Annotated in this window: 15 protein-coding genes; 5 read left to right on the plus strand and 10 right to left on the minus strand. The window is 58.4% G+C overall.

Going from position 1 to position 17,283, the window contains the following annotated elements:
* Positions 1-747 precede the first annotated feature (747 nt).
* A complete protein-coding gene (locus AACY19_RS17710) occupies positions 748-3,642 on the plus strand; it encodes a ribonucleoside-diphosphate reductase subunit alpha (RefSeq protein WP_339452354.1) in 2,895 nt (964 codons plus the stop codon).
* A 175-nt stretch (positions 3,643-3,817) separates the two neighbouring features.
* Here AACY19_RS17710 and flgE read toward each other — a convergent pair whose 3' ends face one another.
* The 6 genes from flgE to AACY19_RS17740 all read right to left on the minus strand — a co-directional run bounded on the left by flgE (position 3,818) and on the right by AACY19_RS17740 (position 8,955).
* A complete protein-coding gene (flgE, locus tag AACY19_RS17715; RefSeq protein WP_339452356.1) occupies positions 3,818-5,152 on the minus strand; it encodes a flagellar hook protein FlgE in 1,335 nt (444 codons plus the stop codon).
* Between the two features lie 30 nt (positions 5,153-5,182).
* A complete protein-coding gene (gene flgD, locus AACY19_RS17720; protein WP_339452358.1) occupies positions 5,183-5,911 on the minus strand; it encodes a flagellar hook assembly protein FlgD in 729 nt (242 codons plus the stop codon).
* Between the two features lie 15 nt (positions 5,912-5,926).
* Positions 5,927-6,370, minus strand: a complete 444-nt coding sequence (gene flgC, locus AACY19_RS17725; protein WP_003227217.1) for a flagellar basal body rod protein FlgC — start codon at positions 6,368-6,370, stop codon at positions 5,927-5,929.
* A gap of 3 nt (positions 6,371-6,373) precedes the next feature.
* The gene (gene flgB, locus AACY19_RS17730; protein WP_007917581.1) at positions 6,374-6,781 is read right to left on the minus strand and encodes a flagellar basal body rod protein FlgB; all 408 of its coding nucleotides are present in this window, start codon (positions 6,779-6,781) and stop codon (positions 6,374-6,376) included.
* A 367-nt stretch (positions 6,782-7,148) separates the two neighbouring features.
* Complete coding sequence (gene cheR, locus AACY19_RS17735; RefSeq protein WP_123453389.1) at positions 7,149-7,976, minus strand: protein-glutamate O-methyltransferase CheR; 828 nt, start codon at positions 7,974-7,976, stop codon at positions 7,149-7,151.
* A 46-nt stretch (positions 7,977-8,022) separates the two neighbouring features.
* Entirely contained in the window at positions 8,023-8,955 is a 933-nt protein-coding gene (locus AACY19_RS17740) for a chemotaxis protein CheV (RefSeq protein ID WP_008083695.1), read from the minus strand.
* A gap of 82 nt (positions 8,956-9,037) precedes the next feature.
* Between AACY19_RS17740 and flgA the strand changes: the two genes are divergently transcribed.
* The 4 genes from flgA to AACY19_RS17760 all read left to right on the plus strand — a co-directional run bounded on the left by flgA (position 9,038) and on the right by AACY19_RS17760 (position 11,639).
* Complete coding sequence (gene flgA / locus AACY19_RS17745) at positions 9,038-9,799, plus strand: flagellar basal body P-ring formation chaperone FlgA (protein WP_339452364.1); 762 nt, start codon at positions 9,038-9,040, stop codon at positions 9,797-9,799.
* A 160-nt stretch (positions 9,800-9,959) separates the two neighbouring features.
* Complete coding sequence (flgM, locus tag AACY19_RS17750; RefSeq protein WP_007960324.1) at positions 9,960-10,286, plus strand: flagellar biosynthesis anti-sigma factor FlgM; 327 nt, start codon at positions 9,960-9,962, stop codon at positions 10,284-10,286.
* A 50-nt stretch (positions 10,287-10,336) separates the two neighbouring features.
* Positions 10,337-10,804, plus strand: coding sequence for a flagella synthesis protein FlgN (locus AACY19_RS17755; protein ID WP_339452366.1), 468 nt, complete (start codon positions 10,337-10,339; stop codon positions 10,802-10,804).
* A gap of 88 nt (positions 10,805-10,892) precedes the next feature.
* Positions 10,893-11,639 (plus strand): flagellar brake protein, encoded by a 747-nt coding sequence (locus AACY19_RS17760; protein WP_339452368.1) that lies wholly within the window; start codon positions 10,893-10,895, stop codon positions 11,637-11,639.
* A 69-nt stretch (positions 11,640-11,708) separates the two neighbouring features.
* On the opposite strand, the gene AACY19_RS17765 is transcribed toward AACY19_RS17760, so the two are convergent.
* From AACY19_RS17765 to AACY19_RS17780, 4 genes are all read right to left on the minus strand, one after another.
* On the minus strand, positions 11,709-13,097 hold the full coding sequence (locus tag AACY19_RS17765; RefSeq protein ID WP_339452370.1) for an MFS transporter: 1,389 nt from the start codon (positions 13,095-13,097) through the stop codon (positions 11,709-11,711).
* A 68-nt stretch (positions 13,098-13,165) separates the two neighbouring features.
* Positions 13,166-14,407, minus strand: a complete 1,242-nt coding sequence (locus tag AACY19_RS17770; protein ID WP_339452394.1) for a glutamine synthetase family protein — start codon at positions 14,405-14,407, stop codon at positions 13,166-13,168.
* A gap of 200 nt (positions 14,408-14,607) precedes the next feature.
* Positions 14,608-15,300, minus strand: coding sequence for a sensor histidine kinase (locus AACY19_RS17775; protein WP_339452372.1), 693 nt, complete (start codon positions 15,298-15,300; stop codon positions 14,608-14,610).
* The gene (locus AACY19_RS17780; RefSeq protein WP_339452374.1) at positions 15,297-16,901 is read right to left on the minus strand and encodes a response regulator; all 1,605 of its coding nucleotides are present in this window, start codon (positions 16,899-16,901) and stop codon (positions 15,297-15,299) included. Before AACY19_RS17780 ends, AACY19_RS17775 begins: the two co-directional genes overlap by 4 nt.
* Between the last annotated feature and the right edge of the window lie 382 nt (positions 16,902-17,283).

The raw sequence follows: 17,283 nt of genomic DNA on the forward strand, positions 1-17,283 counted from the left end.
GTCATTTGACATACCGCATTTGCGAGCAGGTTCGCGCCCACTGGTTTGTATCCTCCCGTCCTTTTGTCATGTTCAAGGTGGATAACAATGCCTGCGCACGGGCCGATTGTATAAACGGCGCACAGCCAGAATACAAGTCGGTAAATGCGTTCGGACAAGGCGGTTTTTTGTGATAGGGTTCGCGCCCTTAAAAATCCGCTGAAGCGTTTTTTCGGGGGGAAAAACGGTGACAAACGGTCTAGCTCAGCAGGTTCGCGGCCTACACGGGACTTCGAAGTTTCTTACACAATTTACGCACAGGCTTATCCACAGGTAGTACGTTGCAATCACCCCCTAAAACGCATTATCTTGTAGCCCGCGCGCAAAAAAACCCTACATGTAGGGGTTGGCGCTAAAAAACCAAACACAAATCCGACAGTGAATTCAAGGCTTTTTATTGCCATTGTCGGGTTGAACCAAACGAATTTTCAGAAGCCCAAACCGCGCCTGCGGATGGCTACCGTTTTCAGCCGGTCACGGCGTTTACGGTACGGGTGTTGCAGTGGCGAAACTGCTCCCCGAAAGGAATGCGGTCACGCGCGTATCGCGCGGACCGAAGACTTCGGCATGGAAGCGGCGCTCACAAGGCCCACTTCCTGAACTGTCCCGAAGTCGTTATGCCCGGCGCGTGCCGGTTGTAGTGCTTCAGGACGGAACGGTGGGCACCGTGATGGTGCCCAAACAAACATAAAGAACGTGGAGACACCCATGCAAACCGACACAACTCGCGAGAACCCGCAGGGCACCTTGCCGCAGGCCGCCGATTCGAATTCGGATCTGGCAGCCACCGCGCCTGGCCAACTGCGCGTGATCAAGCGCAATGGCACTGTCGTTCCTTACACCGATGACAAGATCACCGTCGCTATCACCAAAGCGTTCCTCGCAGTTGAGGGCGGCACCGCTGCCGCTTCGTCGCGAATCCACGACACCGTTGCCCGCCTGACCGAACAGGTCACCGCGACCTTCAAGCGTCGCATGCCTTCGGGCGGCACCATCCACATCGAAGAAATCCAGGACCAGGTCGAACTGGCCCTGATGCGTGCCGGCGAGCAGAAAGTCGCGCGCGACTACGTGATCTACCGTGACGGTCGTTCGAAAGAGCGCGCTGCCCACGCGCCCGCCGCTGAAACGGTCAACGCTCACCCGTCGATCCGTATCACCCGTGCCGACGGCAGCCTGGCGCCGCTGGACATGGGCCGTCTGAACACCATCGTCACCGAAGCGTGCGAAGGTCTGGAAGAAGTCGATGGCGACCTGATCCAGCGCGAAACCCTGAAGAACCTGTACGACGGCGTGGCCCTGACCGACGTCAATACCGCTCTGGTAATGACCGCCCGTACCCTGGTCGAGCGTGAGCCGAACTACTCGTTCGTGACCGCCCGCCTGCTGATGGACACCCTGCGTGCCGAAGGCCTGGGCTTCCTCGGTGTGGCCGAAAGCGCCACTCACCACGAAATGGCCGACCTGTACGCCAAGGCACTGCCGGCCTACATCGCCAAAGGTATCGAGTTCGAACTGCTGAACCCTGTACTGGCCTCCTTCGACCTGGAAAAACTGGGCAAGGCGATCAACCACGAGCGTGATCAGCAATTCACCTACCTGGGCCTGCAGACCCTGTACGACCGTTACTTCATCCACAAGGATGGCGTGCGCTTCGAACTGCCGCAGATCTTCTTCATGCGCGTGGCCATGGGCCTGGCGATCGAAGAGAAGCAGAAAGAAGACCGTGCGATCGAGTTCTACAACCTGCTGTCGTCCTTCGACTACATGTCGTCGACCCCGACCCTGTTCAACGCCGGCACCCTGCGTCCACAGCTGTCGAGCTGCTACCTGACCACCGTGCCGGATGACCTGTCGGGCATCTACCACGCGATCCACGACAACGCCATGCTGTCGAAATTCGCCGGTGGCCTGGGCAACGACTGGACGCCGGTGCGTGCGCTGGGTTCGTACATCAAGGGCACCAACGGCAAGTCGCAAGGCGTTGTACCGTTCCTGAAAGTGGTGAACGACACCGCTGTAGCCGTTAACCAGGGTGGCAAGCGCAAAGGCGCTGTGTGTGCCTACCTGGAAACCTGGCACATGGACATCGAAGAGTTCATCGAGCTGCGCAAGAACACCGGTGATGATCGCCGTCGTACCCACGACATGAACACCGCCAACTGGATTCCTGACCTGTTCATGAAGCGCGTCTTCGATGACGGCAAGTGGACCCTGTTCTCGCCATCCGAAGTACCGGACCTGCACGACCTGACCGGTAAAGCCTTCGAAGAGCGCTACGAGTACTACGAAGCCCTGACCGAATACCCAGGCAAGGTCAAACTGTTCAAGACCATCCAGGCCAAAGACCTGTGGCGCAAAATGCTCTCCATGCTCTTTGAAACCGGCCACCCATGGCTGACCTTCAAAGACCCGTGCAACCTGCGCAGCCCGCAGCAGCACGTCGGCGTGGTTCACAGCTCGAACCTGTGCACCGAGATCACCTTGAACACCAACAAGGACGAGATCGCCGTTTGCAACCTGGGCTCGATCAACCTGCCGAACCACATCGTGGATGGCAAGCTGGACACCGCCAAGCTGCAACGCACCGTGAACACCGCTGTACGCATGCTCGATAACGTGATCGACATCAACTACTATTCGGTGCCACAAGCGAAGAACTCCAACTTCAAGCACCGCCCGGTCGGTCTGGGCATCATGGGCTTCCAGGACGCTCTGTACCTGCAGCACATCCCTTACGGTTCCGACGCTGCCGTCGAGTTCGCCGACAAGTCGATGGAAGCGGTCAGCTACTACGCGATCCAGGCATCCTGCGACCTGGCTGACGAGCGCGGTTCCTACGAGACGTTCCAGGGTTCGCTGTGGTCCAAAGGCATCCTGCCGCTGGACTCACAACAAATCCTGATCGAGGCTCGCGGCCAGAAGTACATCGATGTTGACCTGAACGAAACCCTGGACTGGGCACCGGTTCGCGCCCGTGTACAGAAAGGCATTCGTAACTCCAACATCATGGCCATCGCACCGACCGCGACCATCGCCAACATCACTGGCGTATCGCAGTCCATCGAACCGACCTACCAGAACCTGTATGTGAAATCGAACCTGTCGGGCGAGTTCACCGTGATCAACCCGTACCTGGTTCGCGACCTGAAAGCTCGCGGCCTGTGGGACTCGGTCATGATCAACGACCTGAAGTACTACGACGGTTCGGTTCAGCAGATCGAGCGCATCCCGCAAGAACTCAAAGAGCTCTACGCGACCGCATTTGAAGTGGACACCAAGTGGATCGTTGACGCCGCCAGCCGCCGTCAGAAGTGGATCGACCAGGCCCAATCGCTGAACCTGTACATCGCCGGCGCATCGGGCAAGAAACTCGACGTGACCTACCGCATGGCCTGGTACCGTGGTCTGAAAACCACTTACTACCTCCGTGCCCTGGCTGCGACCAGCACCGAGAAGTCGACCATCAACACCGGCAAGTTGAACGCTGTTTCCAGCGGCGGCAACCACGGCGAAGATTCGGTACTGGCAGCGCCTGCCGGTCCGGCACCCGTGCCAAAGGCTTGCGCCATTGACGAGCCGGATTGCGAAGCTTGCCAATAAGCTGAGCGCTCAGGCGTTGCGAGACGCCTGATACTTCCCGGACAAAAGAAACCCCCGACAGACTTCTGGTTCGTCGGGGGTTTTCTTTTGCCAGCATTTACCTGCGCCCACAAAACAAACGCACACAAAAAAGCCCCTCAAAAGAGGGGCTTCCTTGCACAATCAGAAACCGGAATCAGGTCATCTGAATGATGGTCTGCATGATGGTGCTCTGAGTCGAGATGGTCTTGGCGTTCGCCTGATAGTTGCTCTGGCCCTTGATCAGGTCTACCAGCTCGTTGGTCAGGTTAACGTTGGACTCTTCCAGCGAGTTGGAAGCGATAGAACCCAGGGTACCGGTTTCCGGTGCATCGTAGCCCGGGATACCCGAAGCAAACGTCTCTTTCCAGCTGGTGCCACCGACAGCCTGCAGGCCTTGTTCGTTGGTGAAGCTGGCCAGCGCAACCTGGCCGATGGCCTTGCTCTGGTTGTTGCTGAAGTTGGCAAACAAGGTACCCGTGCCGTCGATGGTCAGGTTGGTGATCTGGCCAGTGGCGTAACCATCCTGAGTCGGGATCGAACGCGCGGTATCAGCGTTGTACTGAGTGGTCTTGGCCATGGAGATGGTCACGCCAGCCGGGTTGGCCGCTGCGCCGTTAGGCGTAAAGGTGCCGTTGGTCACTGTGCCCGGTACCCAGCCGGTCAGTCTCAGGTCGCTGCTGATGATCGGATTGGCCGGATCTGCCGGGTCAGGCGTGCTGACCTGAGTCAGATTGCCCGAACTGTCAAACGTCAGTGTCGAAGCAGTCGGAGGCGTCGTGACTGGATTGCTACCGGTTGCATCCGGATTGCGCCCGTCCACCAGGGTGTAAACCTTCCAGGTGTTTTGGCCGGTTTTCACCATGTACTGATCCATGACGTGCGAGTTGCCCTGAGAGTCATAGATCGGCGTGCTGAACGACTTGGTGTACGTCTCGAGTTTTGCCGGGTCGAATACGACGGCGCTGGCGCCGGTATCAACAATGACCGGCGCAGTCGAGTTCAAGTTGATGCTCGAAGTCACCAGGGAAGTCGATTTCGGCGCCAGGTTCGAGGTGTCGATCTTCAGGTCGGTCAGTACGCCGTTGATGATCTTGCCGTTGGCGTCCACACCATAACCTTGCAGACGCGAGGTGTAGTCGGTGTTAGTGATGTAACCAGCGTTGTCGACCTTGAACGTACCGGCACGGGTGTAAGAAATCGAGCCGTTGTTGCTCATGGTGAAGAAACCGGAACCGTTGATGCCCATGTCCAGCACGTTGCCGGTGTTGTTGATGTCACCCTGGGTGAACTGCTGGGACACGTTAGCCAGACGCACGCCGTTGCCGATCACCTTGCTGCCGCTACCCAGGCGAGTGGCAGAGTAGACGTCTTCGAATTCTGCGCGGGACGATTTGAAACCGGCGGTCGCGACGTTGGCGATGTTGTTGCCGGTCACGTCCAGTTGTTTGTTGGCTGCATAGAGACCGCTAAGGCCGATATTGAAAGACATATTCCACTCCTTTGTGCCGGTTAGTCGGCTCTATATACCAATGGTTTGTACTTTGGACAGGGCCACGGAGCCCTTGCCGGCCAGGTTGAGCATCAGCTCGCCGCCGGTCTGGCTGATCGTCACGCTGTTAACGGTGGCCGGCAGGTAAGTGACCATGTCCGTTGCCGTGCCGTCGATCGGCGCGTTGGCCTTGAAGGTGTAAGTCCCGGCGGCCACCACGGTGCCGGAGGCGTCCTTGCCATCCCAAGTGAAGCTCGCAGCGCCGGCAGCGCGGCTGCCCAGGTCGATGGTGCGAACGGTCTTGCCGTCCTTGTCGGTGATGGTCACGGTGCCGCCAGCGATGGACGACGGAACCGTTACCGAACCGGTCAGGCCTTTGCTCGGATCATCGAGCTGTGCAGTGTTGGTCTGCACGATCACGTTGCGCCCCACCAGCGACGACGCCTGCAATGCCTGGGACGAGTTGTAGTTACCGGCCAGAGAACTCACAGTGCTGTTCAGCGTGGTGATGCCTTCCAGGCTGCTGAACTGCGCCAACTGCGCAACGAATGCACTGTTGTCCTGCGGATCGAGCGGGTTCTGGTTTTTCAGCTGGGTGACCAGCAGTTGCAGGAATGCATCCTTGCCCAGTGCTTGACCGCCAGTGGCACTATTGGTCGCCGAAGCGATGCCGCCGGTGGTCGAACTGCTGGTCGTCTTCGACGAGTTGGCCAGGATGTCGTTCATGCTCAGCGAGCTGGTGGTATCGGAAACACTCATGGCAGTCGCCCCTTATTACTGACCGAGGGTCAGTACCTTCTGCATCATGGTTTTGGCGGTGTTCATCATTTCAGCGTTGGTCTGGAAGGACCGGCTCGCGGAAATCATGTCAGCCATTTCTTCCACCACGTTGACGTTCGGGTAGTAGACGTAGCCTTTGGCGTCAGCCGCCGGATGGTTCGGCTCGTAACGCGCTTCGAGGTTGCTCTGGTCTTCGACCACACCGAGCACCTGCACGCCCTGACCGGCCGCATCCTGGCTCTGGAACAGCGAGTTGCTGCCGCTGTTCTGGCCGCCCTGGAACATGGTGGCGAACACCGGGTGACGGGCGCGGTAGGTCTGGTCAATGCTCGACGAGACGGTCTCGGCGTTGGCGATGTTCGAGGCCACGGTGTTCAAACGCGTGGTCTGTGCGCTCATGCCGCTGCCGGCAATGTTGAAAACGCTGGACAGGGACATGGATTACTCTCCGCGCAGGGCTGACACCAGCCCTTTGAATTTGCTGTTGAGCAGGGTGAAGCTGGCCTGGAAGCCGACGGCGTTTTCCGCGTAGTTCGACTGTTCCAGTTGGGCGTCCACGGTGTTCTGGTCGATCGAAGGTTGCATCGGCGTGCGATACATCAGCGATTCGTCGCCGTTGCCCAGACCTTCAGCTTCGATGTGACGGCTGTTGGTCATGTTCAACGCGATGGTGCCGTTGGCGTTTTTCTGGGTCTGTGCTTCCAGCACCTTGGAGAAGTCCAGATCCCGCGCCTTGTAGTTCGGGGTATCGGCGTTGGCGATGTTGTTGGCCAGCACTTCGGCACGCTGGGCGCGGAAGCCCAAAGCCTTTTCGTGAATGCCGAGCGCTTTATCGAAGCTGATGCTCATGTCGGGAACCTTCAGGTGACCGGTTTTTCGTAACTGAGCTTTAGCAAGCGCCGTGCCAAACCGAGAAAACCCCGTAAACCGGGGCTTTGCGGGGAATTGGCAATGCGGCAATGCCAGAAAAGCGGCAACCGGTTTCCGCTGGATGCCGCTTTTCTGCCGCTTGCCTCCCCTCTCACTATCAGCGCCGAACAACTGTGGGAGCGGGTTTGCTCGCCAAGGCGGCGTGTCAGTCGCCAACTGTTTTACTGACAGACCGCTTTCGCGAGCAAGCCCGCTCCCACAGGGGGGTGGTGTTCGTGGAGATCATTCAGGCACAAAAAAACGGCAGGCCTTTGCGGGCCTGCCGTTTTTTGTATTACCGCTGCAATCACTTCGCCTGGTAAATGATCCCCGGGCTGCACTGAACCATCTGATAATGGTCCGGCAACCCGTTCAGCGCTTCGGAAGCGCCAAGGAACAGATAACCGCCCGGCTTCAACGTGCTGTGAATGCGCAACAGAATGTCTTTCTTCACTTCGGCAGAGAAGTAGATCAACACGTTGCGGCAGAACACGATGTCGAACTTGCCCAGCGCCGCGTAGCTGTCGAGCAAGTTGAACGAGCGGAACTCCACCCGGTTCTTGATCGGCGCCTTGATCACCCAGCGTCCCGGCCCTTTCGGGTCGAAGTAACGCTGCAAACGATCGGCGGACAAACCACGACCGATGGCCAGGCTGTCGTACTCGCCGGTCTTGCAGTTGGTCAGCATGCTGCCGGACAGGTCGGTGGCAACAATCTGCACGCCCATCTTCAACTGGCCGAGGTTGCTGCGCTCGAACTCATCAATCGACATCGACAGCGAGTACGGTTCCTGACCCGACGAACAGGCCGCCGACCAGATCCGCAGACGCTGGTTGGGGCTGGCCTTGATCGCTTCAGGCAGCACCTTGTTCTTCAAGACTTCAAACGGATAGGTGTCACGAAACCACAGGGTTTCGTTGGTCGTCATGGCATCGACCACTTGCTCGCGCAAACCACTGCGCGGCTGGGTCTGGATGCGCTGAACCAGCTCACCCAGGGATTTGATGCCTTGCTGCTCCATCAGTTTGTTGAGACGGCTCGAGACCAGGTACTGCTTGTTTTCACCGAGCAAAATGCCACAGGCTTTTTCCAGGAAGACCCGGAACTGTTCGAAATCCAAATTACCCGTAGACAATGATGCCGCCTCTTAAATCGTGTTGACCGCCGGGAGCAAAACGCTCCTAGCTGATATCTGCTGCTTTGATCCGGTCGACTACCCGGGATGCCAGGTCATCAGGACGGAACTTGGCCAGAAAGTCATCTGCACCGACTTTCTTGACCATCGCCTGATTGAATACCCCGGACAACGAAGTATGCAGGATGATGTGAAGCTTTTGCATGCGCGGGTCAGCGCGGATCTCGGCCGTCAGGGTGTACCCGTCCATCTCCGGCATCTCGATGTCGGAGATCATCATCAGGAACTCTTCTTCCGGCTTCTTGCCCTCATCGACCAGCTTGCGCAGGTAATCCAGCGCCTGTTTGCCGTCGTTCAGCGCGACCACTTCAACGCCGACCGTCTGCAGGCAACGCGTGACCTGCTTGCGCGCCACCGACGAGTCATCGACCGTCAGCACCCGCAGCGACAACGCTTTGGTCTGGGTCTCGACATCGACCACGCCCACCGAAATCGCTTCCGGTGTCGGCGCAACTTCCGCCAGCACTTTCTCGACGTCGATGATTTCGACTAACTGATTGTCCACCCGAGTCACAGCGGTCAGGTAATGATCGCGACCCGTGCCCTTGGGCGGCGGATGAATCTCTTCCCAGTTCATGTTGACGATGCGCTCCACCGAGCGGACCAGGAAACCCTGGGTCTTGGTGTTGTACTCCGTGATGATCACGAACGGGTTGTTCTTGTCTTTCAATGCACCCGAGCCAGTCGCCATTGCCAGATCAAGGATCGGAATGGTCGCCCCCCGGATATTTGCCACCCCGCACACGACAGGACTGGACTTGGGCATCAACGTCAGTGACGGGCACTGCAACACTTCCCGTACCTTGAACACGTTGATTCCGTAAAGCTGCTGACCGTCGAGACGGAACAACAACAGCTCCAGGCGATTCTGCCCTACCAGTTGCGTGCGCTGGTTTACCGAATCCATTACACCAGCCATGCCCAGACTCCTACACCAACGCCAAGTGTTGTTGCGACGCACATTCATTGCTAAACGGCACGGCGCTTGCTTTTTAACTCGTATGAACGCTCAAACGACATTTTTCCGACACCTGACATCCCCTCTTCGCCGAGGGCTTTGCGCGGCGTCCGCCATTTGCTGCTTTTTCGCTGGCAGCCCTGCCATTGCTGATGCGGTTACCTTGCCTGACATGCTTATCGGCGTCACTCAGGGCTTTCTTGAGTTCACCGTAGAAGACTATCTGGCTACCAGTCAAACGGAAGGCCGCTACGAAATCGAAGTAAACCAGCTCGACCCCCGTATGCGCATGCCTATGTGCGACAAGGAATTGACAGCTTCCCTGGAGAGTCCGGCCCGTCCGCTGGGCCGGGTAACCGTCAAGGTTCGCTGTGAAGGGGCCTCCCCCTGGACGGTGTTCGTACCCGCTCAAGTCCGCCTGTTTCGCGAGATTGTGACCACCACCCGGCCACTCAAACGCGCCGGGATTATCGAGCCCCGCGACGTGACGCTGCGTGAACGCGACGTGAGCAAGATCAATCAGGGTTTCCTGACGTCGGTAGACGAAGCGATCGGGCAGAAATTAACCCGACCAACGGTAGCGGATCAGGTCATTACTCTGGTGCATCTGGAACAGGCGGAAGTCGTGCGCAAGGGTGATCAAGTGGTCATCATCGCCCGCAGCGGCACTCTCGCTGTGCGCATGCCCGGCGAAGCCCTTGCCAATGGCGGTCTGAAAGAGCAGATTCGGGTGAAAAACCTCAATTCCAACCGTGTGATCAAGGCGCAAGTCATCGCGCCGGGGCAGGTGGAAGTGGCCATGTAAAACCGCTGCCGAGAAAACTGGCGCGTACCCCGTCGCTTCCCTAAACTGTGCCGCAGCAGGACACGCAGCGGCGCAGGCAGGCTCATGGTAAATGTGCCTAAAGTTTTCCAGGGGATGGCCGAAAACATGGCAAGCGTCCAAATTCCCAGAGGTTTTTAACATGGTCATCGATTTCAGCCGTTTGAACAGCTCCTCGTCACTTACGGGCAGTACACGTACCAGCAACGCCAAGGAAACCGCCGAAACCGGTACCTCCGCGCCGCTGAATACCCCGGCCGAACAGGCCAGTACCGCAAAAAGCGGGGAATCGGTACACCTCAGCAATGAGGCTCAACAGTTGCAGAAGGTCACTGACAAGCTGCGCGATCAGCCTGCTGTCGACAAAGCCCGTGTGGCCGAGTTGAAAGCCGCGATTGCCGATGGCAGCTACAAAGTCGACAGCAACCGTGTAGCCAGCAAACTGCTCAACTTCGAAGCCCAGCGCTAGGCCTTTTTGCCTGCGCCAGGCTTTTGGACGCTTAAACCCCAAGGCCAGCCATGCACGACACTAATTTATTGCAACTGATCAACGACGACTTTGCTCCAGCTCAACAATTGCTGGAGTTGCTGCAAACCGAATCCCTCGCTTTGCACGGTCGCGACATGCCCCTGCTCGAAGAAATTCTGGCGCACAAACAGGCATTGATCATTCTGCTTGAACAGCATGGCCGCAAACGCAGCGAAATCCTCGCCAGCCTCAACTTGCCGACGGATCGAACCGGACTGGAGCAACTGGCCAGCCATTCGAGCGTCGGCGAGCAGCTCCTGACGCAAGGCGACGCATTGACCGATCTGATCGCTCAATGTCAGGCGGCCAACCTCAAGAATGGCCAGTCGATCCAGATCCAGCAGGCCGCCACGGCCAATCAGCTGAAGATCCTCACCGGTGGTGAAGCGCCAGCGCTTTACAACGCCAGCGGTACGTTTGCCAAACCCGCCATACCGCGTCCGCTCAGCCAGGCATGAGCTGTTGATGCGCCAGCTCTATCAACCCGCGAAACATGCTGGCAAAATGCTGGCTAGTCGTCATATTTTGTCTGGAGATTGATAAACCGTGTCCAACACCCTAAGCGCGGATGATGCGCCGCAGCCCCCAAAGGTGCTCACCACGCCACTGGAAATCTCCAGCAACCTGCGTCAACTGCAGGACAGCCACGACCCGCTGATCATCACGTTCCATGAGCGCAGCCAGCGCTTCCAGAGCTACCTGATCAAAGTTGACCGCGACAGCGCCACAATTGCGCTGGACGAAATGATCCCGCGTGATGGCGAACGCTTTCTGCTCGCCGGCGAGCCGTTCAAGGTTGAAGGTTTTCACGAAGGTGTGCGTATCGCTTGGGAATGCGATGGCACGTTGAACATCGAAGAGTCCGAGGGCGACCGTTTCTACACCGGCGCCCTGCCGACCGAAGTGGTTTATCACCAGCGCCGCAATGCTTTCCGCGCCGCACTGAAACTCACCGACCTGGTCAGCGTTGAACTGGGCGGCGAAAAGCTCAAGGCGCCGGTCAACGGCAAACTGCTGGACATCTCCGCCACCGGTTGCAAGCTGCGCTTTGAGGGCGACATCACCGACCGCCTGCAACTGGGCCAGGTCTACGACCGCCTGATCGCCGCGCCGCTGTTCGGCAACCAGCCAACGGCCGTCGAACTGCGTTACCTGCATTTCGAAGAAAAACTCAACATTACCTTCGCCGGTTTGCGCTTCCACAACATCAGTGGCCAGGCCGCACGCAATGTCGAGCGTTTCGTTTATCAGTTGCAGCGCGAAGCACGGCGTTTCGATAAAGACGACATGTGATTCCTCGCGGCAAATAAAAAGGGCAGTCCTGAACGGACTGCCCTTTTTTATGCGCGTTGTTTTTTCAGCTCAAGGCCGGCCGCCACTAAGATCGGGGTTCGGCTTGTCGTTGTCGGTGTCCGGCCCGGACTCTACCGCAGACTCAGGCTGGGCATCGAACGGAGGTTCTCGCTCGGGAGCCGGCGCTTGCACAGGGTCCTGCACCATCTGCTCCTGCACCACCTGCTCGTCAACCCGAGGGTCAAGGGCAGCCACCAGGGGTGAACTGGACATGCTGTCCGGCATCGCCACGTGATGCAGCGGCGCGTCGTCGACCTGGTGCAGATTGGTGACGGCTTTCGGACGAATCCGCCATACCAGCACCAATGCAAAAAAGCTGAAGAACGCATACAGGCTCTGGCTGCCGAACAACTTCATCAATACACCAGCCAACAGTGGCCCGATACTCGCGCCGACGCCGTAGGTCACCAGCAACATCGCGGTCAGCGATACCCGACGATCACCTTCGACGTGGTCGTTGGAAAATGCCACCGCCAATGGATACAGGCAGAACTGCACCAGCGAACAGAGAAAGCCCACCACGAACAATACCTCCAGCGGCACCTGCGGGAGTATCGCCAGCGGCAACGCTGCCACCGCCAAAAACGCGGCAAAACAGCGAATCAGCAGCGCCCGGTCGTAACGGTCGGATAACCAGCCCAGCGGCCACTGCACGAGCAATCCGGCAAAAATACAGCTACCCATGAACAGACCGACCTGCTCTGTCGACAGCCCCTGCTGCGAGGCATACAAAGGCGCCAGACCGTAGAAGGAACCGATGATCAACCCGGCACCGAGCACCGTACTCAACGACTGCGGCACTCGCTTGATGAAGAAACGCGGCTCCATGGGCGCAGGATGCAATGGCGCCGGGTGAATCCGCCGGGTCAACGCCACCGGCACCAGACACAGCGCGAAACACAGGGCCACCAGCATCAGCAATTCCAGACCCAGACCCGGGTGCATGACCAGAATCAACTGACCGAGCACCAGCCCCAGGTACGAAGCAATCATGTAGCCACTGAATACCAATCCACGCTGGTTGGCGTCAGCCTGCTCGTTGAGCCAGCTCTCGATCACCATGTATTGGCACATCATGCCCAGACCGACGATGGTCCGCAGTACCAGCCACGCCGGCAGCCAGTCGACCAGCCCGTGACCCAGCACCGCCGCCCCGACAATCCCAGCGCACGCCGAGTACGCACGGATATGCCCGACCCGGGCGATCAACCGATGGCCGATCTTGCCGCCCAGCACCAGGCCGAAGTAGTTGGCCGCCATCAACGCACCGACCCACAAGCCGTCAACGTTGTCAGCCGCCAGGCGCAACGCCAGATAAGTAGAGAGAAGGCCCGAGCCGATCAACATCATCAGCGAGGCAAAATACAACGCTCGAAAGGATTTCCAGATTTGGCGCATCGGCGTTCCGAGCGGCTCCTTGCAGTAAAGACCGGTTACCAAAACGATAGCCCGGTGGCGACATTTCGTCAGGCCTGGGCTGCCAGAACACGCCGTTCCCAGGGAGTTATTTCATCAAAGAAGCTGGTCAACTCCATGGTCTTCGAAGCGATGTAGCCTTCGATGAACTCTTGTCCGAACAGTTCCCTGGCCAATTGGCTACCTTTCAGACGCTCGAGGGCCGCGTGCAAGGTACACGGCAGCGAAAGATTGTCCGGCACCTCGAACTCACCCTGAATTGCTTCGGTCGGCTCCAACTTGTGTTCGATGCCATGCAAACCCGCGGCCAGACTGGCGGCGATTGCCAGATACGGGTTGGCGTCGGCGCCCGGCAACCGGTTTTCGACCCGACGGGCAACCGCTGAGCTGGCGGGAATACGTAAGCCGGCGGCGCGATTGTCATGGGACCAGCAGGCGTTGTTCGGCGATGCGAAGGGATGAAAAAGGCGCTGGTAGGAGTTCACGTTGGGTGCAAACAGTGCAGTGAACTCAGCCATGCCCGCCTGTTGGCCGCCGATGAAATGGCGGAACATCGCGGTCGGCTGACCTTCGTCATCGCTGAACACATTCTTGCCGCTGCTGATGTCGACGATGCTTTGGTGAATGTGCATCGAACTGCCCGGGGTGTTCGCCAATGGCTTGGCCATGCACACGACCGTCAGGCCATGTTTAAGGGCCACTTCCTTGAGCAGGTGCTTGAACAGGAATGTCTGGTCGGCGAGCAGCAGCGGATCACCGTGCAGCAGGTTGATTTCGAACTGGCTGACTCCCATTTCGTGCATGAAAGTGTCACGCGGCAGCCCGAGCGCCGCCATGCATTTATAGACCTCGCTGAAGAACGGTCGCAGACCGTTGCTGGAACTGACGCTGAATGCCGATTGGCCATCCTCGCGACGGCCATCAAGACCCACCGGCGGCTGGAACGGTTGCGCCGGATCGGTGTTGGGGGCGAAGACAAAGAATTCCAGCTCAGTCGCCACCACCGGCGCCAGACCGCGCGCCGCGTAACGGGCGATGACCCTCTTGAGCTGACCTCGAGTCGACAGGTTGGAGCTTTCGCCACTCAGTTCGTCGGCGTCGCAGATCGCCAGGGCGCGCGGATCGTCACTCCACGGCAAGCAATGGATTTGGGTCGGTTCGGCAATCAGTGCGAGATCGCCGTCATCGCTGCCGTAAAACCGCGCAGCTGGATAACCACCCATGATGCATTGCAGCAGTACACCACGCGCCAGTTGCAAACGCCGACCTTCCAGGAAGCCCTCGGCGGTCATCACCTTGCCCCGTGGTACGCCGTTCAAATCCGGCGTTACACATTCAATCTCATCAATGCCCGTCAATCGCTGCGCGAGTGAACGCTGGCCATCGGTTGTCATGACGCAATCCTTGTTATTGTGCGAGCCGCGAACGGCGACCCGTACAAAATAGGCTTCGGCTGTTCGGAATATCAAGCAGCGTCAAACAAAAAGGCGCGTCACGGCAGGTAAAGGCTGAACACGCCGCCGCCCAATGGGCCGCCGTTGCGAATTTCGGTGCGACCTTCAACACCGTTGCGCTGATGCAGCGCGGCAATCCGATTGGCGAAATACAGGCCCAACCCGGTGCTGCCGCTGCTGTGATTGATGCCCTGCACGTAATCGGCCTGGCGTTCGAGCATTTCGGCTGGATAGCCGTCACCGTCATCGTTGATGCTCAATACCAGTTGCCCGGCCTCGTCGCTGACGGTGATCAGCAGAGATTCGCGAGCGTAACGAATGGCATTGTTGATGCAGTTACCCAGCACCGAGGCGATCAGCTCGCGATCAAAAAAACCTAGCGGGCTAAGCGGATCGACTTCAAACGTGGCAACGATGCCACGGCTGGCGAACACCTCCTGATGCGCCGCCAGTTGCGCCTCGATAAAGTCGTCAAGTTCGTGATACGCCGGCTGCACCGGCATCTGGTTGACACCGAGCTTGTACAGCCCGAGCAACTGCACCAGCATGCCGTTGAGGTGGGCGAACTCGAAATCGATCACGCCCTGCTCCGTGCTCTCGCGCTGCGCTTGCGGCAGGCGCGCCAGCCATTGACTGTGAGCCTGCATCAGCATAGCCAGGGAGTTTTTCATATCGTGGACGGTGGAGGCGATCACCGTGGAGAAATCGAGAGCCTGCTCGTCGTGGTTCATTCGCCAAACGCCTTGCTTTTCAGCTTCTGATATCGCGCAAAACGCGCGTCGGTGTCGGGCATCAGGCCGACCATTTTCAGGCACGCCCGACACTCTTCCAGCTCCGGCGAAGGCACACTGGTGTCGGTGCCATGCAGCAGTGACTGGGCCATGTTGAGCGCGATACTGATGTTCTTCGGTTGCATTTTCAGCGCTTTGCGGAACACGTCGCGGGCCTCCACCAGGTTACCGGTCTTGTAGACGCGCACGCCCTGACGGTTAAGGTCGGCAGCCGCGTTGCTGGAGCTGAGAATAGTCGGGTCATCGGTCAGTTTGGCGATGTCTTTCATCACCGCCGGATCGTCGCCGTAGATTTCTGCACAACTCTTGAGCATCGATGTACCCGCCTCGGCCTGGCCAAGCATCTGCAACTGTTTAGCCACCAACAGCGCGGCTTCGGGACTCATGAACTGCTCCATGCCGTCGAGACGCATCAGCGCTTGCTCGGTGAGCTTGTCGGCGGTCTCGGCATCGTTGAGCAGCAGGCTTGTGGCCTTCATCAAGCGTGCACGAATCTGCAGGCCCGGGTCGGTCGGGTTTTCCTTGGCCACGGCGCTGAGGGTGGTGTTGATCTCCAGCCGAGTACGCGTATCGAGACCTCGTTCGCTGCCCTTGCTGATCAATGCGTGGGCCAGACCGAGGTTGCTTTCCGGGTCTTTGAAACGTGACTGTGCACCTTGCGCAACGGCCTGGCGATAGGCGCGCGAAGCGGTGTCGAAATCTTCGTTGGTCATCGCCAGTTTGCCAAGCAATGCCTGCCGGCGCACGGCCAGCGGCGAAAGGCGGATGGCCTCCTCCAGCACCTGCTGTGCGCCCTTGGTGTCACCTTCGGCGACCAGCACGTCGGCCATGCCGTCATACAGCGCCGGCATCATCGGAAATACTTTCAGGGCTTTCTCATAGACGCCTTTAGCCTGCGCGACATGACCCCGTTTGAACAGCAACTTGCCCAAGCCGGCAAACGCCCAAGGCAATGGCCGGTCGGCAATGATGCTGTCATAGAGGCGCTCAAGCGCTTCGTTCTGATTCATGTCACGCAAGGCGTCGGCACGGTAACGCAGGCACAACGGCGAATAACGAATGTCCTGCTTGCACAGTGCGATGCACGCGTTGAGCACCTCGACGGGCTTACCACGGTCGAGCGCTTGCAGAATCGGTTTGAGCAACGTCTTGCGCTGCTCCAGACGCTCGAGGCGCTGGGCCAGGCCCGAACGGTTGAAGGGCTTTGTCAGATAAGCGTCCGGTTCGTGCTCCAGGGCACTGAGTACCATCGCCTGACTGGTCTCGGCGGTGACCATGACGAACACCGCTTCATGGCTGATGAGCTTTTCCAGCATCAGGTCTTCGAGCACCTGCTGGCCGTTTTTCTTGCCATCGCCAAGATGGAAATCCTGCAAGATGAAATCGTAGGACTTCTGCGCGCACATCTTCAGCGCTTGCTCACCGGTGTCGGCGGTGTCGACGTCCTTGACGCCAAGCTCACGCAGCATTGAACGAACGGAACTGCGGAAATCCGAGAAATCATCGACGATCAGAAAGCTCTTTTGGTGATACGACAGCATCGAAGATTTCCAGGCAATTGAAGTGAGGGCAATTTCAGGCGCGCAAATGATAGCTGGCGGCCAAATGCTATCAAGCGATTTCACGCGACTTTGAAGTCACCGATTGGGTTATCGGCCAGAAGTACCGTTCCCTGAAGGCAGTGCTTCAAGATTCCTCACTCAACGCCCCTCCCCGCTTGCACCTCTTTCCTGTTGGACCGCCCTCGCTTACATGAAAGTTGTCGGAAGCCTGAAGCTGGGCACAATCCTGTCAGAACTTTTCTACAGGCAAAACAAAACCCCAACTGCTTTCGCAATTGGGGTTTCGGAATTTAATCTTGACGATGACCTACTCTCACATGGGGAAACCCCACACTACCATCGGCGATGCATCGTTTCACTG

This window comes from Pseudomonas sp. EA_5y_Pfl2_R50, assembly GCF_963970475.1.
Taxonomy (GTDB): Bacteria; Pseudomonadota; Gammaproteobacteria; order Pseudomonadales; family Pseudomonadaceae; genus Aquipseudomonas.